The organism is Pseudorhodoferax sp. LjRoot39, from assembly GCF_964253035.1.
Lineage (GTDB): Bacteria > Pseudomonadota > Gammaproteobacteria > Burkholderiales > Burkholderiaceae_C > Pseudorhodoferax.
Genome location: NZ_CAXUQL020000001.1, coordinates 1,626,098 through 1,642,691, shown reverse-complemented (window position 1 = coordinate 1,642,691; position 16,594 = coordinate 1,626,098). Strand labels below are relative to the sequence as shown.

Genomic DNA, 16,594 nt, shown 5'->3' with positions numbered 1-16,594 from the left:
GGCGTGTGCAGTTCAGCCGTGCAGGCTCAGACCAGCGACAGCACCTGCGCCAGCGGCCGGCGCGGCTTGCGCGGCCAGTTCTCGGGCGCGGCATGGCCCACGGCCAGCAGCAGCACCGGCAGCTCGTCGCCCGCCAGCCCGAAGGCTTCGGCCACGGCCGGGGCGTCGAAGCCGATCATGGGCGCGGTGCCCAGGCCCATGGCCTGCGCGGCGTGGATCAGGGTGCCGGCGCCGAAGGTGGCGGTGCGCACCGCCTCGTCGCGCTGGCGCTGCGGCTGCCCGTGGTACAGGCTCTTGGCCGCGCCCTCCCAGCCCGGCACCATGGCCGCGGGCATGAAGCCGGCCGCGACCGCGGGCGCCAGCCGCTCGGGCAGCACGCGGTGGTCGGCCAGCTGGCCGACGACGATGAAGGTGACGGCGGCGTCGGTCACCTTGGCCTGGTCCCAGGCGAGCTTGCGTAGCCGCGCCTTGGCCTCGGGCGTGCGGACGGCGATGAAGCGCCAGTTCTGCAGGTTGAACGAGGTCGGCGCCGTGGTGGCCAGGCGCACCGTGCACCCGGGCGGCCCGCCGAGCCGCCGCGTCGCGGCGCTGGTGGACTTCCTCGCGCAGGCATTGGGAGGCCCGCAGCCCCCCGCAGCGGTCACGGCAGCTTCGCCACCACCTTGATCTCGAAGTCGAAGCCGTAGAGCCAGGTCACGCCCACGCAGGTGATGTTGGGGAACGGTGCCTCGCCCCAGTACTCGGGCACGACGGCCCAGATGCGCTCGAACTTCTCGGCCGGGTCGACGATGAAGACCGTCACGTCGACCACGTCCGCGAAGCTGCAGCCGGCGGCCGCCAGCACCGCGTTGAGGTTCTCGAAGGCGCGGCGCACCTGGGCCTCCAGGCCGGGTTCGGGCGAGCCGTCCTCGCGGCTGCCGACCTGGCCGGAGACGAACAAAAAGCCGTTGGAGCGCACGGCGGGCGAGTAGCGGTTGCGCTCGTACAGCGCCTGGCGGCCGGCGGGAAAGACGACGTCACGTTGTGCCATGGGAATACCTTGGTGGATGGGTTCAGGATGGAAGGACTGTAGGAAGCCGCGCCCGCGCGATCAACGCGCTAGTCCACCCACCACTGTTCGTAAACTCCGAACAATCCCCGACTCCACTGGAGCACGCATGGACCGTTTCGATGCGATGCAGGCCTTCGCCCGCGTCGTGGAAGCCGGCAGTTTCACCAAGGCGGCCGACACGCTGCACATGGGCAAGACCAGCGTCACCCAGCTCGTGCAGCAGTTGGAGGCGCGGCTGCGCGTGAAGCTGCTGAACCGCACCACGCGCCGCGTGCACCTCACGGCCGATGGCGCGGCCTACTACGAGCGCGTGGTGCGCCTGCTGGCCGACATGGACGACGCCGAGACCAGCCTGTCCAGCGCCGCCGCCGCGCCGCGCGGCCGGCTGCGCGTGGACGTGCCGAGCCCGCTCGCGCGCACGCTGCTGGTGCCTGCGCTGCCCGACTTCCATGCGCGCTACCCCGAGATCCAGCTCGACATGGGCGTCAGCGACCGCGTGGTCGACCTGATCGGCGAGAACGTGGACTGCGTGCTGCGCGGCGGCCGCATCGCCAACCCCTCGCTCGTGGCACGCCATGTGGCCGACCTGCAGCTGGGCGTGTACGCCGCCCCCGGCTACCTGGCACTGGCCGGGCGCCCCGACCACCCGCGCATGCTGGAAGACACGCACCACCGCATCGTCGGCTTCCTGTGGGCGCGCGGTGGCAAGACCTTCCCGTACGCGATGCAGCGTGGCGATGAGCAGATTCGCGTCCGGGGCCGCCACGCCTTCGCGGTCGACGACGGCAACGCCTACCTCGCAGCCGGCCTGGCCGGCCTGGGCGTGCTCTGGCTGCCCGAGTACCTGGCCAAGGCGCACCGTGCCAGCGGCGAACTCGTGCCCCTGTTCGAAGACTGGCGGCTCGACCCCATGCCGCTGTACCTGGCCTACGCGCCGAACCGGCATGTGAGCGCCAAGCTGCGGGCCTTCATCGACTGGACCGTGGCGCTGCTGGCCGTGCATGCGCCGGTTGGCGGACGGCCAGCGCCGGGGCGCGCGCCAGTGTCTTCGGCAGGGCCTGCCGGCTTGAATCGGCCGCTCTTTAAAACCAAATAAAATAACAAATACAACTTAAATGCAAAATGGTGATATCATCCAGCGCGTTGCCGGCATGAAGCTTGAATTCGTGCAACCACTGCAACGCCTGCAGGCATGAATTGCGCTCGCGGGCATCCTTTGCGACCTTGTCGCCTGTTGGTCTGTCGAGCTGCACCCAACCGCGTTTCCTGATGGCTCCGCAGCTTGGCTCAAGCCTGCGATCCCGAATGAACTAGATTCCAAACACTGGCATTTCCATGGGCAAGTACGTCGTTTCGCCCGCGACACACCAGACCGACTGCGGCCGCTACCGCGCCTCCTTCTCGGTCCACCGCTCCCAGGGCAACGGCAGCTACTGCCGCGTCTTCCGTTTCGACAGATCCTTCGCCTCGCGCGAAGGCGCCCGGCTTTTTGCAGTCACCCAGGGCTGGCTGCAAACGTGCATGCCGCACCCCCCTGTGTGCTGAAGATCTGCTGCCGCAGGTCCCACCCCTTCTTGCCGGTTGCTGCGGACGCCCGATCCGCACGCCGGCCTTGCAACGGCGCGCCATTCGTTGCGCACCCTCCTTCAGAAAGGCTCTTGCCATGAGCACCAAGATCTACGTGGGCAACCTGCCCTATTCCGTGACCGACTCCAGCCTGGAAAGCAACTTTGCCGAGTTCGGCAGCGTTTCTTCGGCCAAGGTCATGATGGACCGCGAAACCGGCCGCTCCAAGGGCTTCGGCTTCGTGGAGATGGCTTCTGCCGAGGTCGCCCAGGCCGCCATCACCGGCCTGAACGGCGTGTCCGTCGATGGACGCGCGATTGTCGTGAACCTGGCTCGCCCCCGCGAAGCGGGTGGGGGCTCGGGCGGCTACGGCACGGGTGGCTACACCGCGAGCAAGCGCTCGGACATCGGCTATGGCACCGGCGGCTACGGCGGCGGCCGCTACTGAGCCCGCTACGCTCCTCTGAAAGACCGGCCCTCGTGGGCCGGTTTTTTTTGGCGCGATGCGCGGGATGTGCCGGCCACGGCCAGCGGCGGCGGCGCCCCCCCCGCCAAGGCCGCGGCACCGGCCCACAGGCCCGAGGACAGCCCGGGTGCCCCAGCCCGTGGACATTGGAGAACCGCATGCCCGACAGCCGCGCGCCGGTCGCGCCCGCCATCCGTGCGCCGGCGCCCTGCGCGCGCTGTCCGCGAAGGCCCGGGCTTTCATCGTGCGCGCCGCTGCCGCACACTGCCCCCTCGACCACCACCAGGAGACCCACCATGTCCAACCATGTCTACAAGACACTGGAGCTCACGGGCTCGTCGCCCACGGGCATCGAAGACGCCGTGCAGACGGCCATTGCCAAGGCGCACGAGAGCGTGCGCAACATCCAGTGGTTCCAGGTCACCGAGACCCGCGGCCACGTGGTCGGCGGCAAGGTGGCCCACTGGCAGGTGGGCCTGAAGGTCGGCTTCACGCTGGAATGAGAAGCTGTGAACGCACCCCTCACGCCCACGCGAGGCCCCGATGAGCGTGCGTGTCCGTGGTGATCGCAGCGTCAGGGGCCTCGCCCTTCGGGCCGGAGCACGGCAAGCCGCATGCGGGCGTTGCAGGCCTTGCCCTGGCACCAGCCAGGGCGGCGGCCTGCGCCTGCGCCTGCGGCCCGCCGCACCCCGTCGTGGGCGCGATCGGTCCATTCACAGCTTCTGAGCCCCGGGCCGGCGGACCTGGCCGCGCGCCACGCCCGTCACGCCACCGGCAACATCCCCTGCGCTTCGCGCTGCAGCTGCGGCAGCAGCTGCATGGCCAGCGCCAGCTGCGGCTGGGTCGCGGCGCCCGGCACGGGCGCGGTGGCCAGCTCCCCCTGCGGCGCGCGCATGCGCGCGGCCAGCGCGGTCAGTTGCGCACCCAGCGCCGCCGCATCGCGGCGCAGCAGCGCATCCTGCCCGGCGTCCGCCAGCACGCCGCGGTGCGCGCCCAGGGCCGAGAGGTAGTTGAGCAGCGTGTGCGACAGCACCAGGAAGCGGCCACAGGCCTCGAACAGGCGCCGCGCATGGGCCGGCTCCTTGAGCATGGCCGCGTAGGCGTTGGACAGCGCCGCGTCGGCGTTGTGGGCGTTGCGCCGCGCCAGCCGGTAGGCCAGGTGGTCCTGCTTGCCGGTGCCCGCCTGCGCGACGATTTCCTGCAGGTACTCGGCCTGGCTGCGCAGGGCCTGCTCGGCCAGCTGCGGCCACTGGCGCGACTGCCAGTTCGGCAGCACCAGCCACGCGGCGAGCCAGGCCAGCACGCCGCCGACCACGGTGTCCAGCATGCGCGTGGGGATCACGCCGTCGCCCATGCCGGCCTGGTGGAAGCTGAGCAGCAGCAGCACGGTGACCGAGGCCGTGGCCCGCGTGTAGTGGGTGTGCCGGCTGCCGAGGAACAGGCCGCCGGCCACCACCAGCAGGGCCGACTGCAGCACCGTGGCGGGGAACAGGCGGATCGCCGCCCAGCCCAGGCACAGGCCCAGCGCCGTGCCGGTGGCCCGCTGGACCATGCGGTGGCGCGTGTCGGCATAGCGCGGCTGGCTCACGAAGACGATGGTCAGCAGCACCCAGTAGCCATGCGGGTCGCGCGTCATCGCCACGATGGCGCTGCCCAGCAGCAGCGTGAGCGCCAGCCGCAGCCCGTGCCGCAGCAGCGGCGACTGCCCGTGCAACTGCGCGCGCACGCGCTGCCAGGCGGCACGCCAGTCGCGCGGCCCACGGTCGTGCAGCGTCTCGCCAGCCCCGCCCTGCAACGGCTGTTCGAGCGCAGGCAGCACGCCGGCCATCGCGGTCAGGTTGCGGCCCAGTTGCTGCACCGCGCCCAGCGCCCGCGCCGCGCCGCTCTGCTGCGGCAGCGGGCCGGCCAGCAGGTGCGCGATGGCGGCCTGCATGTCCTCGATGGCCCGTGCGGTGCTGCCGGTGTGGACCGGGCTGCCACGCGCCGCGATCGCCTCGGCGAACTTGAGCAGTTGGGCGCCCAGCTGGGTCAGCACGCGCTGGCAACGGTACAGCGCGTCCGAATGGAACAGGGACTCGGCCAGCAGGCCGTAGTCCTCGTGCGAGGAGTTCACGCGCTCGTGGATGTCCTGCGCCGCGAGGTACTGGCGCATCGCCAGCTGCAGCCAGACCGGGCGCGGTCCGTCCCCCTTGCCCTCTCCGTCCTGCAGACGGCTGAACAGGCTCTCCTTGGTGGCGGTCAGCGCCAGCACCACGCGGCCGTTGTGCAGGGCCAGCGCCATGCGGCGCCCGGCCAGGTCGACGTCGCGCACGGGCTCCAGCAGCTGGGCCTTCAGGCGCAGCTGCTCGCCGAGCAGCGCATACAGGCGCGACATGCGGTGGCGCAGCGTGGCGCGCGGCAGCAGCGCCGCCCACAGCACCGAGACCACGCCGTACCAGGTCGCGCCCAGCAACAGCAGCACCAGGGCCTGGTCGGTCCGGCCCTGGTGCCCCAGCATCGCGATGTAGATGGCGAACACCAGCACGCCCAATGCCACCGCGCGGTAGCGTTCGCCCAACGCGCCGACCAGCGTCAGCGCGAGCGCCGCGGCCGCCAGCACCCAGGCCTGCAGCAGCGGCAGCGGCTGGCTGGCCTGCACCGCCACGCCGACCACCGCGAACGCCACCAGCGTCAGCAACTGCGCACGCAGGCGGCCGCGCCAGCCGTCGTCGGTTTCGGCCAGGGCGCTGGCGATCACCCCCAGCATGGCCGGCATGAAGCTGCTCTCCCAGCCGGCCCACCAGCCCAGCAGCAGCACGCAGAGCAGTGCCACGAAGGCACGCACGCCCCGGGCCACGCCCTCGTGGTTGCGCGCGCGGCTCCAGGTGACGCGCCAGTCCAGGCCCGGCGCGCTCATCGTCGCGGGCCCCGTGCGCGGAGGGCGGCGCGGACGAAGGCACCGGCCTGGCAGGGAATCGATGGCGTGCGGACGGGGCGGGACAAGCCGCAGAGCTTATCGCGAAGCGTCGCGGCCTCTTGCACACCGCGTGCACGCCTCAGGGCCTGTGCCCGGCCTTCTCCAGCGCCGCGGCCAGCCTGTCGATCTCCGCGCAGCCGGGCGGCCCGCAGACGATGCGCAGGTAGCCCAGGTTGCGCCGCGCACCGGCGATGTCGCCGGTGGCGATGAACAGCTCGCCCTGGTACTGCAGCGCGGGCCGGTAGCTGCCGTCGAAGAACAGCGCCTCCTGGTAGCTGCGCGCGGCATCGTCGTAGCGGCGCAGCTGGCGCTGGCTGTAGCCCAGCAGGTTGTAGATCTCGGCGTGCTGCACCTCACGGGCGCGCGCTTCGAGCCGCTCGATGGCCCGCACGTACTCGCCCGCATAGACGAGCGCCTTCTCGGCCGCGAGGTCGGGCAGGTCGCCGCTGGGCGCGGCCGCCACCGCATGGGCGGGGGCGGCCTGCGCGAGTGCGCCGCACAGCGCCAGCGCCGCGGCCCACCTCATGCGACGGCGGCCTCCGGCGCGCGCTGGTACTCGCCCATGGCCGACAGGATCTCGCGCTTGTACTCGGCGAAGCGCGCGCCGGCGCGGTCGCGCGGGCGCGGCAGTTCCACGTCCAGCTCGCGCACGATGCGGCCCGGGCCCGAGTTCATGACGATCACCTTGTCGGACAGGAACAGCGCCTCGTCCACGTCGTGCGTCACCAGGATCATGGTCACGCCCTCGACGCGCCAGATGCGCTGGATCTCCTCCTGCAGCCGGATGCGCGTGAGCGCGTCCAGCGCGCCCAGCGGCTCGTCCAGCAGCAGGATCTCGGGCTTGTTGACGAGCGCACGCGCGATCGCCGCGCGCTGCGCCATGCCGCCCGAAAGCTGGTGCGGGTAGGCCTTCTCGAAGCCCGACAGGCCGACCAGCGCAATGTGCTCGCGCACCGACTGCTGCTTGCGCGCTTCGGGCCACGGCGAGTTCAGCAGCGACAGGCCGACGTTCTGCTCCAGCGTGAGCCAGGGCAGTAGCCGGTGGTCCTGGAACACGATGCCGCGCGACAGGCTGGCGCCCGCGATGCGCTCGCCGTGCACGAGGATGTCGCCGCTGTAGTCACGGTCGAGCCCGGCGATCAGCCGCAGCAGCGTGGACTTGCCGCAGCCGCTGGGGCCGACGATGGAGACGAAGGCACCGGGCGCCACGTCGAAGCCGGCGTGCTGCAGCACGTCCAGCCGCGGCCGCCCCTCGACGGCGTAGCTCTTGGACACATCGCGGATCTGCAGCTGCCCCTTGCTCATTTGGCCGCTCCTTCGAACCCTTGCTTCCAGCGCAGCACACGCCGTTGCAGCGCGTACATGCCACGGTCGATCGCAAAGCCGATCAGCCCGATCACCGCCATGCAGACCAGCAGCTGGTCCGTCATGAGCAGGCTTTGCGCGCGGAAGATCAGAAAGCCCAGGCCTTCCAGCCCGCTCAGGCCCTCGGCCACCACCACCAGCGCCCAGGCCAGGCCCGCGGCATAGCGCAGCGCGACCATGATGCTGGGCGTGGCGGCCGGCAGGATCACCTTGCGCACCAACTGGCCGCGCGAGAGCGTGAGCACCTCGGCCAGTTCCACGTAGTTCTTGTCCACGCTGCGGATGCCCTGCAGCGTGTTGAGGAACACCGGGAAGAACACCGACTTGGCGATCACGAGGATCTTGGCCGGCGCGCCCAGGCCCAGCCACAGCACGATCAGCGGAAACCAGGCGATGCCCGGGATGTGGCGGATGGTGTCGAAGGTCGGGCCGAAGAAGCGCTCGACCTTCTGCGACAGACCGGCCGCGATGCCCAGGCCCACGCCCAGCAGGCTGCCGTACAGGAAGGCCTGGCCCACGATGTTCAGGCTGACCACGAAGTCCAGCAGCAGGTTCTGCGTGGTCAGCATGGTCCAGAAGGCCTTGACCACGGCAATGGGCTCGGGCAGGAAGACCTTGTCGACCCACTTCAGCGAGACCGCGGTCTGCCACCAGGCCAGCACCAGCAGCGGCAGCATGAAGCCGATCCAGCCGCCCCCACCCAGCGCGCGGCGCAGCTTGCCCGGCCCTGCCGGCGCTTGGGGCGGCGCCTGCACGGCGCCGATCACCTCAGCCGCGGCGCTCATTGATGCCCCCTTCGGCCTGCGGCCTGTCCCCCCGAGGGGGAGCGAGCTTGCTCGGGGCGGCCCAGCGCGGCGCTCACTGCGGCCCCCACGCTCCCCGCTGCGCGAGGTTCGCTGCCCCCCGAGGGGGAGCGAGCTTGCTCGGGGCGGCCCAGCGCGGCGCTCATCGGTAAATCGTGTGGGAGCCACCCACGAAGAAGCGGCCGTCGATGAAGGAATCGACCTGGGCGTCGGTCAGCTTGCGCTCGGACAGGATGTCGTCGCCGTTGGCGATGTACCAGTCGCGGAAGGTCTTCACCGCCTGGCGCGCCTTGTCGGCGTTGGGCTCGCCGGCCATGAACTCCCACTCGCCACGGTGGGTGATCTGGAACTTGGCGACCTCGATCGGCACGCGCGTTTCCCTGGCGATGATCTTGGCGGCCTCATCCACGTTGTCGGCGGCCCATTCGGAGGTGCGCTCGCGCGCGGCCAGGAAGGCCTTGACCACCTCGGGGTGCTTCTCGGCGAACTCGCGGCGCGCGAAGTAGGTCACGCGGCCGGCGTTGTTCACGTAGACGCCGTCGTCGGGCGAGCGGCCCACGACCTTGAGCTTGCCGGCCAGCCAGGCGCCCGTGAACGCGCCGGAGGCCAGGTGGGCCGCGGTCGCGTCGATGGCGCCCGAGAGGATGCCCGAGACCACAACGGAGCCGTTGTCGATGGACTCGTAGCGCACGCGGCCCTTCTTCTCGCGCGAGTCCAGCGGCAGGCCGGCCTTGGTCAGCGTCTCGAACGGCGAGGACCAGTAGCAGCTGATGCGGCTGCTGCCGAACTTCTTGCCGTCCAGGTCGGCCACGCTGTTGATCTTGTCGTTGTCGGCGCGCGCGAGGATGGGCGCGCGGTAGCGGTTGGAGGGCTCGGAGACCCAGACCACCACGCCGTCCAGGCCGTTGGCGCGGTGCACCGTGGCCGGGTAGATCATGCGCTGCGCGATGGCCAGCTTGCCGCCGCCCACGGCCGCGCTCTCGGCACCGATCAGCTCGGCCGTGCTGGTGGCGATCAGGTTGATCCTCTTGGTGCCGATCTTGTCGAACTCCTGCTTGAAGAAGCCCTTCTCGCGCGCCACCACGGTCCAGGGCGAGAGCTGCAGGTTGACTTCGGGCAGCACTTCGGCGGTGGCGGCACCGGCGCCCAGGGCCAGGCCCAGCGCGATGGCCAATGCGTGCAGCGGACGCCGCAGGACGCTGCGGCGCAGGGAGGTGGAGGAAGCGTCGTTCATGCGTGTTCCGTGGTGTTGAAGGAGAACGGGCCACCGGACCGGCGGCCTGGCGTGCGGCCCGCATTCTTGGAAGCGCGGACCGGCTTGTGAACGGCGCATTTCGCATATGCATCTGCGCATTGCGCAGTTGGTCCGCGCCGCGGCCGGTGCTGCAATGCCGCCGTGCAAGCCATCCCCCGTTTCTTCCAGCGTGCGCCCGTGTGGCTGCTCGCGCTCGTCTGTGCCGCCGTGACCACTGCGGCCGCCTGGGCCCTGGTGCTGCCCGAGCCGCCACCGGCCCGCTGGGCCCAGCTGCGCATCGGCGTGCTCGCCAGCGCCATGCCGCTGCACAGTTCCACGCGCGCCTACACCGAGGAAGGCCACGAGCTCGCGCTGGCCCGCGCGCTCGGCGAACGCCTGGGCGCGGCGCCGCAGTTCGTGCCGCTGGCGCCCGAGGCCTTCGCCGCTGCGCTGGCCCAGGGCCAGGTCGACGCCGTGCTCGTGCGCGAGCCGCTGGCCGCGGCGGCGCGCAGCGGCCTGGAGACGCTGCGCACGGGCTACCGTTCCGGCACGGCCGCCGCGATGCGTTCGGACCAGCCGCTGCGCCGCTGGGAAGAGCTGCGCGGCAAGACCGTCTGCGTCTCGCGTGCGCACCAGGGCGCGCAGGCGCTGGCCGAGCGTGCCGGTGCACGGCTGCAGCTGTTCGATGCGCCCGCGCAGGCGCTGGTGCAGGTACGCACCGGTGCCTGCGATGCGGCGCTGCACGACGAGGCCCAGCTGCAGGCGCTGTTCCAGCGCAAGGAGTGGCACAAGTTCTCCGCCACGCTGCCGCCGGCCGCGCCGGCCGAGTTGCTGCTGCTGGCCTCCACGGCGCGGCCACAGGCGCTGCAGGCCCTGCAGCAGGCCGTGGCCGCCGAACGCCGCGCGCCAGCCTGGCAGGAGCGCAACCAGCGCTGGGCTGCGAACGTGGCCTACGAGGCCTACTTCGACCAGATCGGGCCGGACTGCCATTGAGGTCCCGGCTCTGGCGGCGCACGGCCCTGCTCGCACTGTTGGCGATCAGCCAGTGCCTGCAGGCCGCCGACGACTCGGTGCTGGTCGCCTACCGGGGCCCGGTTTCCGGCTGGCCCGCCGCGCAGGTGGACCCTGGTGTGGCCTTCGTCGAACTGGGCCCGCTGCCCGATGCCCCGCCGCCCACGCCGCGGCAACGCGCCCAGGCCGCGCTGGGCCGCGCGCTGTTCGCCGACCCGCGGCTGTCGGCCTCGGGCCGCATCGCCTGCGCCAGCTGCCACGACCCGGCCCGCGGCTGGAGCGTGGCCCTGCCCGTCGCCACGGGGATCGACGGCCGCCGCGGCCGGCGCAACCCGCCCGACCTGCGCCAGGCCGCTGCCCATGCCCAATGGGGCTGGGACGGCCGCGGCCGCACCCTGGCCGCGCAGTCACTGGCGCCGCTGACCGATCCCGACGAAATGGGCAATGCCTCGGTGCAGGCCGTGCTGGCGCGCCTGCAGGCCCTCCCCGGCCCCGCGGCCTCGCTCACGCCCGAGACGCTGGGCGAGGCGCTGGCGGCCCACGTGCTGCAGATCGGCAGCGATGCCGCACCCACGCGCTACGAACGCTTCCTGCGCGGCGAGCGCGGCCTGCTCACGCCGCAGGAGCTGCAGGGCCTGCACCTGTTCCGCACCAAGGCGCGCTGCGTGAACTGCCACCACGGCCCCTGGCTCAGCGACGGCCTGTTCCACAACCTGCGCCTGTCGTCCTTCGGCGAGCCGGCCGAGGACCTTGGGCGCCATCGCATCAGTGGCCGGGCCGAGGACACGGGCGCCTTCCGCACCCCCAGCCTGCGCCGTGTCGCACAGTCCGCGCCCTACATGCACAACGGCCTCTTCGCGCAGCTCAAGGGCGTACTGCACTTCTACATGCGCGGCGGCGGCGAGGTCTGGGCGCGCAACGCAGCCGAGGCGGCCCGGCCGCTGTACCCGCATGCGGCGCGGATCTCGCCGCTGATCCGCCCACTGGACTTGAGCGCCGAAGACCAGGCCGCGCTCGTGGCCTTCCTGCGCACGCTATGAGGCCAGGCCCTGCCTACAATCGCGCCCGCCACGCCGGTCCGCCTGCGTGTGCGAACGCTGGGGGTGTTGGCCCGGCCGCAAGGCCTGCCGACTGAGAGAGTCCCTTCGAACCTGATTGAGGTAATCCTCGCGCAGGGAAGCACGTTCAGGGGTCCGCCGGCCTGTCTCTTCTCGCGCCGGCATCGCGGCCCCGCATGCGCGCCGACCTGCCTTCTGCATGAGTTGCACATGGCACTTCCAACGCTCCCGCGCCGCCCCAGTTTCCGGCTGGCCCTGCTCTGCCTGCTCGCCTGCGGCGCGGCCTGGGCCCAGCAGGCACCGGCACCCGCACCCGCCGCCGTCACCCCGCCCGGCCACATGCTGGCCGAGATCCAGGTCATCCCGCGGCCGGTCGGCACGGCCAGCGACCGCTACAAGCATGTGGACGCGGCCATCGCCGTGATCCAGGCCTCGGGCCTGCGCTACGAGGTGCACGGCCTGGGCACGGTGGTCGAAGGCCCGCCCGAGAAGGTCTGGGCGCTGCTGCAGGCCGTGCACCAGGCCACGCTGCAAGCCGGTGCCGAGCGCACGCTGAGCATCATCAAGGTCTCCAGCGGCGCCGAGGCCGGCGGGCCGCGCGTCGAAGACCTGGTCCGCAAGTTCCGCCCCTGAACCGGATCAGTCGTCGGCCAGCAGTTCGAGCAGGATGTCGAGGTCGCGAAAGCGCAGCAGCGGCATCCGGACCGAAAGGCCGGACGCGAAGGCCTGGCGCATCTGCATGGCGAGGGTCTCGAGGTCTTGCATGGCATCTCCTTCTTTGGGGTGGCCTGCGGTGCCGGCGGGCAGGACCGGTGCCGTCCTGCGACCTTGCGCCCGGGCCTTCGGGGCGGGCGTAGGTCGCCACCCAGCGGGATGGACATCCAACGGATGCCCTGCAGGCCAGCGCGCGACCGTGCGCGTGGTTGCTCGCCGACAGACACCGCGCCGCGCGCACGCGAGACTGGGCCGCACCGGGCGCGATTAACCCAGGTTAATGCGGCGCGCGCCGTTCTGCCCAAAGATCTGGAGGTACCGCCATGCTGACCCGAAATGTGCTGCGCAACCGCACCGAAGACTTCACGGACGAGGAGCGTTCGGTGCTGGAGAACGCCATCGAGCGCACGCAGACCTACGCCGCAGGCCAGACCGTGGTCCACCAGCGCCGTGCCCTGGACACCAGCACCCTGCTCGTGCAGGGTCTCATGACACGCCATGTGCATGCGGCCGACGGGCGGCGGCACCTGGTGGCCGTGCACCTGCCGGGCGACTTCGTCGACCTGCACGCCTACGTGCTCAAGCAGCTGGACCACGATGTGGGCGCGTTGACCGATGTGACGGTGGCGGTGGTGCCGCATCGCGCGCTCGACGCCATCCAGGCGCGCCACCCGCAGCTGGCCAGGCGCCTGTGGTTCCTGACGCTGCTCGACGCGGCCATGCACCGCCAGTGGGTGATGCGCCTGGCGAGCCTCAACGCCTTGCAGCGCGTGGCGCATTTCCTGTGCGAGATGAACGCCAAGCTGCTGGCCATCGGGCAATCGGATGGCCAGCGCTTCCCGCTGCCCATGACGCAGGCCGACATCGGCGAGGTCTGCGGCCTCACGAACGTGCATGTCAGCCGGGTGCTGCGCCAGCTGCGCGAGATGGAGCTGTGCAGCTGGCGCGCGGCGCAGGTGGTGGTCCACGATCCGGTGCGGCTGGCCGCCACAGGCCTGTTCGCACCAGACTATCTGTATCTGAAACCGGCCATGGCGCTGCGCGTGGCCGGCCACATGGGAGATGCGCATGTCCGATGAACCCCGCTTCCTCAAACCCTGTGAAGACGCCGGGCAGGCCAGCGCCGAAGACGGCGTGGTGATCCTCGATGGTCCCGATGGGGTGGCCATCACGATGACCGCCGACGCGGCCGAGCAGACCGCCGACAGCCTGCGCGCCGCCGCCAGGCAGGCCCGCGCGGAAGCCTCCCGACAGCGGGACGGCCTGCGCGATTGAAGCTGCACGCCTGGGCGTTGTGCGCCTGTCTTTCGGTGGCCCAGGCCGCCGCCACGCCGTGGCTGACCGTGGCCGGCGACCCTGCAGACCCGCTGGCCGACACGATCCAGGTGAACCCCTTGTTCGTGCGCAAGGACGGCCCGCAGCGCGTGATGGAGGTGCGCGTCAGCCGCAGCCAGGAGCGCACCAGCACGGACGGCATCCGCTTCCGCGCGTTCCACGGCCTGGTCGCCTTCGACTGCGAGGCACGCGTCGCCCGCTTCCTCAGCAGCCAGTTCTACAACGCGCCGCTCTGGAGCGACCCCGGCGCCCGGCTGGACTATCCGGAATCGACATGGCGCGCCGTCGAGTTCCGTGGCTTCGAGCCCAACCCGCGCGACCGGGTCGTGCAGGCGGCGTGCAGCCCGTGAGGGGCGGACTCGCAACAAATCCGGTGCAAATTAACCCACGTTAATGCGCATCGCAAGCTCCTGGCCGACCATCGCGCCGCCCAGACTTGCCATGCTGACCCAGAACGTTTTACGCAACCGCAGTGCCGATGTCACCGAGTCAGAACGTGCCGTTCTCGAGAATGCCATCTCGCACACCCGCAGCTACGCCGCCGGTCAGATCGTCGTGCGCCAGGACGCCACCGTGGGCACCAGCACCCTGCTGGTGGAAGGCTTGATGACGCGGCACGTGGACGCCAGCGACGGCCGGCGCCACCTCGTCTCCATCCATGTGCCGGGAGACTTCGTCGACCTGCATGCCTACGCGCTCAAGCAGCTGGACCACGCCGTGGGCGCGCTGACCGACAGCACGGTGGCCGTGTTCCCGCACGAGGCGCTGCGCCGCATCGAGAAGCAGCACCCGCGCCTCACGCGCCGGCTGTGGTTCTCCACCCTGCTCGATGCGGCCACGCACCGCCAATGGGTGGTGCGGCTGGCCAACCTCAACGCGCTGCAGCGCGTGGCCAACTTCCTGTGCGAGATGAACGCACGCCTGCTGGCCATCGGTCGCTCCGACGGCCAGCGCTTCGAACTGGCCATGACGCAGGCCGACATCGGCGATGTCTGCGGGCTCACCAACGTGCACGTGAACCGCGTGGTGCGCCAACTGCGCGAACGCGAACTCTGCAGCATCCGCTTCGCGCAGGTGCACATCCTCGACCCGCAGGGCCTGGCCCAGGCCGGGCAGTTCAAGCCCGACTACCTGTACCTGAACCCGCCCACGGCGTCGCGGGCGGTCGGCAGCGGCGTGGCCTGACCGGCATGCACAGCCCGCGTACCCGCATGGAGTTGGTGCGCTGCCGGCAGGCGCTGGCGCAGGCCGAGGTGTCCGAAGAACTGCGCCAGCTGGCCGACGAGTTGCTGGACCGGCTCATGGGCATGCACGATGCGCGGCGGCTCAACGGGCCGGTGTTCCTGCTGGCTCTGGATTCATTGGACCTCGTGCCCGGGCTGCAGGCCTCTGTGGCGGCGGTGCGTGCAGCGGTCCACCGCGAGGTGGGCGGCTGAGAAGCTGTGAACGAACCCCTCACGACCACGCGAGGCCCGATGACAGCCGGCTTGCATCGCCATCGTTGCACCCCAGGCCTCGCCCTTCGGGCCGGGGCGCGCCGATCCACATGCGGGCGTTGCAGGCCTTGCCCGGGCACCAGCCCGGGCGGCGGCCTGCGCCTACGCCTGTGGCCCGGCGCACCCCGTCGTGGCCGCGATCGGTTCATTCACAGCTTCTGAGGCCTGGCGGGCCGGGCCGGGCAGGCCGCGCCCATATGCGCAGCGCGTCTTAGCAAGCGCGAAACGCTTCTACCGGCGCGCGGTGTGCGCCGGCACACTGGCTGGTCCACGGCCTTTCGTGCACGGACACCATGACCCAACACCACCTCGCCTGGGGCGCCGCCCCCAGCCCCCGCTACGAGGCCCTGGCCCAGCGCTTTCGCCCCGTGTTCGAGCGCATCCGCGGCACCGCGGTGGAGCGCGACCTGAAGCACCGGCTGCCACACGAAGAACTGCACTGGCTGCGCGCCGAAGGCTTCGGAAAGCTGCGCCTGCCCGTCGAGCAGGGCGGCGCGGGCGCCACGCTGACCGAGTTCTTCGGCCTGCTGGTCGAACTCGGCGCGGCCGACACCAACGTGGTCAACGCGCTGCGCGCGCATTTCGGCTTCACCGAGGACGTGCTGAACTCCGGGTTCACCGACTTCCGCACGCACTGGCTGGCCAGGATCGCCGAGGGGCAGACCATCGGCTCGGGCTTCTCCGAAGCGGGCGAAGCCAAGGTCGGCAGCTTTTCCACCCGACTCACGCGCGACGCGCAAGGCCAGCTGCGCCTGTCGGGCCGCAAGTTCTACACCACGGGCTCGCTGTTCGCCGACTGGATCAACACCGCGGCCGACGACGAGGACGGCCAGCCCACGCTGGTGCTGGTGCCGCGCAAGGCCGCCGGCGTGCGGGTCGACGACGACTGGGACGGCTTCGGCCAGGCGCTCACGGCCAGCGGCACGGCGCACTTCGACGAGGTGGCGATCGCGCCGGCCTGGGTCAATCCGGCCAAGGCGCGCTTCCCCTACTCCTCGCCCTACTACCAGCTCGTGCACCTGGCCTCGCTGGCCGGCATCGCGCGGGCGCTGTCCGAAGACCTGGCCCAGCGCGTGCGCGAGCGCACGCGCACCTACAGCCATGCCAACGCCGGGCGCAGCGCGCAGGACCCACAGGTGCTGCAGGTGGTGGGCCGCGTGCACGGCGCGGCCTACGCGGCCAACGCCATCGTGCAACAGGCGGCGCGCGCGCTGGAGCAGGCCTGGCAATCCTCGCAAGTGCGCACGCTGGAGGCCGCCGCGCGCGAGCAGGCGAACGTGCTGGCCCATGTGGAGGTCGACCAGGCCGTGCCCGTGGTCACGCAGCTGGTGCTGGACGCCAGCACCCAGCTGTTCGACGCGCTGGGCGCCTCGGCCGCCCTGCGTCCGGCCGGTCTGGACCGCTACTGGCGCAACGCACGCACCATCGCCTCGCACAACCCGCGCGTCTACCGCGAGCGCCAGGCCGGCGACTACGCCGTCAACCGCACGCCGCCGCCGACCTACTACCGCGTCGGCACGGCCTGATTCCCCTCCCCTC

General features: G+C 71.3%; 22 protein-coding genes. 13 read left to right on the top strand and 9 right to left on the bottom strand.

Annotation, left to right across the window (positions count from 1 at the left end; all coding sequences use genetic code 11):
- Positions 1-26: 26 nt before the first annotated feature.
- Together ACSQ4M_RS07850 and ACSQ4M_RS07845 are read right to left on the bottom strand one after the other, a co-directional pair.
- On the bottom strand, positions 27-644 hold the full coding sequence (locus ACSQ4M_RS07850) for a nitroreductase family protein (protein ID WP_436189024.1): 618 nt from the start codon (positions 642-644) through the stop codon (positions 27-29).
- Positions 641-1,030 (bottom strand): RidA family protein, encoded by a 390-nt coding sequence (locus tag ACSQ4M_RS07845; RefSeq protein WP_436189023.1) that lies wholly within the window; start codon positions 1,028-1,030, stop codon positions 641-643. Before ACSQ4M_RS07845 ends, ACSQ4M_RS07850 begins: the two co-directional genes overlap by 4 nt.
- A gap of 127 nt (positions 1,031-1,157) precedes the next feature.
- Between ACSQ4M_RS07845 and ACSQ4M_RS07840 the strand changes: the two genes are divergently transcribed.
- Positions 1,158-2,147 carry a LysR substrate-binding domain-containing protein gene (locus ACSQ4M_RS07840; RefSeq protein WP_436189022.1) on the top strand — a complete coding sequence of 330 codons (990 nt, stop codon included), beginning with the start codon at positions 1,158-1,160 and terminating at the stop codon, positions 2,145-2,147.
- On the opposite strand, the gene ACSQ4M_RS07835 is transcribed toward ACSQ4M_RS07840, so the two are convergent.
- Positions 2,134-2,304, bottom strand: coding sequence for a hypothetical protein (locus ACSQ4M_RS07835; RefSeq protein WP_436189021.1), 171 nt, complete (start codon positions 2,302-2,304; stop codon positions 2,134-2,136). The genes ACSQ4M_RS07840 and ACSQ4M_RS07835 overlap by 14 nt on opposite strands.
- Positions 2,305-2,386: 82 nt before the next feature.
- Here ACSQ4M_RS07835 and ACSQ4M_RS07830 point away from each other — a divergent pair, with 82 nt between their 5' ends.
- The 3 genes from ACSQ4M_RS07830 (at position 2,387) to ACSQ4M_RS07820 (ending at position 3,586) form a co-directional block, all read left to right on the top strand.
- Complete coding sequence (locus ACSQ4M_RS07830; protein ID WP_436189020.1) at positions 2,387-2,596, top strand: hypothetical protein; 210 nt, start codon at positions 2,387-2,389, stop codon at positions 2,594-2,596.
- Between the two features lie 118 nt (positions 2,597-2,714).
- A complete protein-coding gene (locus tag ACSQ4M_RS07825; RefSeq protein WP_436189019.1) occupies positions 2,715-3,065 on the top strand; it encodes an RNA recognition motif domain-containing protein in 351 nt (116 codons plus the stop codon).
- 314 nt (positions 3,066-3,379) lie between these two features.
- Complete coding sequence (locus tag ACSQ4M_RS07820) at positions 3,380-3,586, top strand: dodecin (RefSeq protein WP_056659464.1); 207 nt, start codon at positions 3,380-3,382, stop codon at positions 3,584-3,586.
- Between the two features lie 260 nt (positions 3,587-3,846).
- Here ACSQ4M_RS07820 and yccS read toward each other — a convergent pair whose 3' ends face one another.
- The 5 genes from yccS to ACSQ4M_RS07795 all read right to left on the bottom strand — a co-directional run bounded on the left by yccS (position 3,847) and on the right by ACSQ4M_RS07795 (position 9,441).
- Positions 3,847-5,979, bottom strand: a complete 2,133-nt coding sequence (gene yccS / locus ACSQ4M_RS07815) for a YccS family putative transporter (RefSeq protein ID WP_436189018.1) — start codon at positions 5,977-5,979, stop codon at positions 3,847-3,849.
- A 139-nt stretch (positions 5,980-6,118) separates the two neighbouring features.
- A complete protein-coding gene (locus tag ACSQ4M_RS07810; RefSeq protein WP_436189017.1) occupies positions 6,119-6,565 on the bottom strand; it encodes a hypothetical protein in 447 nt (148 codons plus the stop codon).
- Positions 6,562-7,344, bottom strand: a complete 783-nt coding sequence (locus ACSQ4M_RS07805) for an ABC transporter ATP-binding protein (RefSeq protein WP_436189016.1) — start codon at positions 7,342-7,344, stop codon at positions 6,562-6,564. Before ACSQ4M_RS07805 ends, ACSQ4M_RS07810 begins: the two co-directional genes overlap by 4 nt.
- Positions 7,341-8,189, bottom strand: a complete 849-nt coding sequence (locus tag ACSQ4M_RS07800) for an ABC transporter permease (RefSeq protein WP_436189015.1) — start codon at positions 8,187-8,189, stop codon at positions 7,341-7,343. Before ACSQ4M_RS07800 ends, ACSQ4M_RS07805 begins: the two co-directional genes overlap by 4 nt.
- Positions 8,190-8,349: 160 nt before the next feature.
- A complete protein-coding gene (locus ACSQ4M_RS07795; RefSeq protein WP_436189014.1) occupies positions 8,350-9,441 on the bottom strand; it encodes an ABC transporter substrate-binding protein in 1,092 nt (363 codons plus the stop codon).
- Between the two features lie 162 nt (positions 9,442-9,603).
- On the opposite strand from ACSQ4M_RS07795, the gene ACSQ4M_RS07790 reads away from it, so the two are divergent.
- The 3 genes from ACSQ4M_RS07790 (at position 9,604) to ACSQ4M_RS07780 (ending at position 12,143) form a co-directional block, all read left to right on the top strand.
- The gene (locus ACSQ4M_RS07790) at positions 9,604-10,434 is read left to right on the top strand and encodes a transporter substrate-binding domain-containing protein (protein ID WP_436189013.1); all 831 of its coding nucleotides are present in this window, start codon (positions 9,604-9,606) and stop codon (positions 10,432-10,434) included.
- On the top strand, positions 10,431-11,492 hold the full coding sequence (locus tag ACSQ4M_RS07785; protein ID WP_436189012.1) for a cytochrome-c peroxidase: 1,062 nt from the start codon (positions 10,431-10,433) through the stop codon (positions 11,490-11,492). Before ACSQ4M_RS07790 ends, ACSQ4M_RS07785 begins: the two co-directional genes overlap by 4 nt.
- A 228-nt stretch (positions 11,493-11,720) precedes the next feature.
- Positions 11,721-12,143 carry a thiamine-binding protein gene (locus ACSQ4M_RS07780; protein ID WP_436189011.1) on the top strand — a complete coding sequence of 141 codons (423 nt, stop codon included), beginning with the start codon at positions 11,721-11,723 and terminating at the stop codon, positions 12,141-12,143.
- Positions 12,144-12,149: 6 nt separating this feature from the next.
- Here ACSQ4M_RS07780 and ACSQ4M_RS07775 read toward each other — a convergent pair whose 3' ends face one another.
- On the bottom strand, positions 12,150-12,275 hold the full coding sequence (locus ACSQ4M_RS07775; protein WP_436189010.1) for a hypothetical protein: 126 nt from the start codon (positions 12,273-12,275) through the stop codon (positions 12,150-12,152).
- Positions 12,276-12,547: 272 nt separating this feature from the next.
- Here ACSQ4M_RS07775 and ACSQ4M_RS07770 point away from each other — a divergent pair, with 272 nt between their 5' ends.
- From ACSQ4M_RS07770 to ACSQ4M_RS07745, 6 genes are all read left to right on the top strand, one after another.
- Entirely contained in the window at positions 12,548-13,303 is a 756-nt protein-coding gene (locus ACSQ4M_RS07770; protein ID WP_436189009.1) for a Crp/Fnr family transcriptional regulator, read from the top strand.
- Positions 13,293-13,499 (top strand): hypothetical protein, encoded by a 207-nt coding sequence (locus ACSQ4M_RS07765; RefSeq protein WP_436189008.1) that lies wholly within the window; start codon positions 13,293-13,295, stop codon positions 13,497-13,499. The genes ACSQ4M_RS07770 and ACSQ4M_RS07765 overlap by 11 nt, the downstream gene beginning before the upstream one ends.
- Positions 13,496-13,909, top strand: coding sequence for a surface-adhesin E family protein (locus ACSQ4M_RS07760; protein ID WP_436189007.1), 414 nt, complete (start codon positions 13,496-13,498; stop codon positions 13,907-13,909). Before ACSQ4M_RS07765 ends, ACSQ4M_RS07760 begins: the two co-directional genes overlap by 4 nt.
- Before the next feature lie 91 nt (positions 13,910-14,000).
- The gene (locus ACSQ4M_RS07755; protein ID WP_436189006.1) at positions 14,001-14,744 is read left to right on the top strand and encodes a Crp/Fnr family transcriptional regulator; all 744 of its coding nucleotides are present in this window, start codon (positions 14,001-14,003) and stop codon (positions 14,742-14,744) included.
- A 5-nt stretch (positions 14,745-14,749) separates the two neighbouring features.
- Positions 14,750-14,995 (top strand): hypothetical protein, encoded by a 246-nt coding sequence (locus tag ACSQ4M_RS07750; RefSeq protein WP_436189005.1) that lies wholly within the window; start codon positions 14,750-14,752, stop codon positions 14,993-14,995.
- A gap of 353 nt (positions 14,996-15,348) precedes the next feature.
- Positions 15,349-16,581 (top strand): acyl-CoA dehydrogenase family protein, encoded by a 1,233-nt coding sequence (locus ACSQ4M_RS07745; protein ID WP_436189004.1) that lies wholly within the window; start codon positions 15,349-15,351, stop codon positions 16,579-16,581.
- The last annotated feature ends 13 nt before the right edge of the window (positions 16,582-16,594 follow it).

Coding starts and splice junctions, on each gene's coding strand:
- ACSQ4M_RS07845 (WP_436189023.1), bottom strand. CDS start 1,030: ATGGCACAACGTGACGTCGTCTTTCCCGCCGGCCGCCAGGCGCTGTAC.
- ACSQ4M_RS07750 (WP_436189005.1), top strand. CDS start 14,750: ATGCACAGCCCGCGTACCCGCATGGAGTTGGTGCGCTGCCGGCAGGCG.
- ACSQ4M_RS07805 (WP_436189016.1), bottom strand. CDS start 7,344: ATGAGCAAGGGGCAGCTGCAGATCCGCGATGTGTCCAAGAGCTACGCC.
- ACSQ4M_RS07780 (WP_436189011.1), top strand. CDS start 11,721: ATGGCACTTCCAACGCTCCCGCGCCGCCCCAGTTTCCGGCTGGCCCTG.
- ACSQ4M_RS07795 (WP_436189014.1), bottom strand. CDS start 9,441: ATGAACGACGCTTCCTCCACCTCCCTGCGCCGCAGCGTCCTGCGGCGT.
- ACSQ4M_RS07745 (WP_436189004.1), top strand. CDS start 15,349: ATGACCCAACACCACCTCGCCTGGGGCGCCGCCCCCAGCCCCCGCTAC.
- ACSQ4M_RS07825 (WP_436189019.1), top strand. CDS start 2,715: ATGAGCACCAAGATCTACGTGGGCAACCTGCCCTATTCCGTGACCGAC.
- ACSQ4M_RS07770 (WP_436189009.1), top strand. CDS start 12,548: ATGCTGACCCGAAATGTGCTGCGCAACCGCACCGAAGACTTCACGGAC.
- ACSQ4M_RS07775 (WP_436189010.1), bottom strand. CDS start 12,275: ATGCAAGACCTCGAGACCCTCGCCATGCAGATGCGCCAGGCCTTCGCG.
- ACSQ4M_RS07765 (WP_436189008.1), top strand. CDS start 13,293: ATGTCCGATGAACCCCGCTTCCTCAAACCCTGTGAAGACGCCGGGCAG.
- ACSQ4M_RS07810 (WP_436189017.1), bottom strand. CDS start 6,565: ATGAGGTGGGCCGCGGCGCTGGCGCTGTGCGGCGCACTCGCGCAGGCC.
- ACSQ4M_RS07820 (WP_056659464.1), top strand. CDS start 3,380: ATGTCCAACCATGTCTACAAGACACTGGAGCTCACGGGCTCGTCGCCC.
- ACSQ4M_RS07755 (WP_436189006.1), top strand. CDS start 14,001: ATGCTGACCCAGAACGTTTTACGCAACCGCAGTGCCGATGTCACCGAG.
- ACSQ4M_RS07800 (WP_436189015.1), bottom strand. CDS start 8,189: ATGAGCGCCGCGGCTGAGGTGATCGGCGCCGTGCAGGCGCCGCCCCAA.
- ACSQ4M_RS07840 (WP_436189022.1), top strand. CDS start 1,158: ATGGACCGTTTCGATGCGATGCAGGCCTTCGCCCGCGTCGTGGAAGCC.
- ACSQ4M_RS07830 (WP_436189020.1), top strand. CDS start 2,387: ATGGGCAAGTACGTCGTTTCGCCCGCGACACACCAGACCGACTGCGGC.
- yccS (WP_436189018.1), bottom strand. CDS start 5,979: ATGAGCGCGCCGGGCCTGGACTGGCGCGTCACCTGGAGCCGCGCGCGC.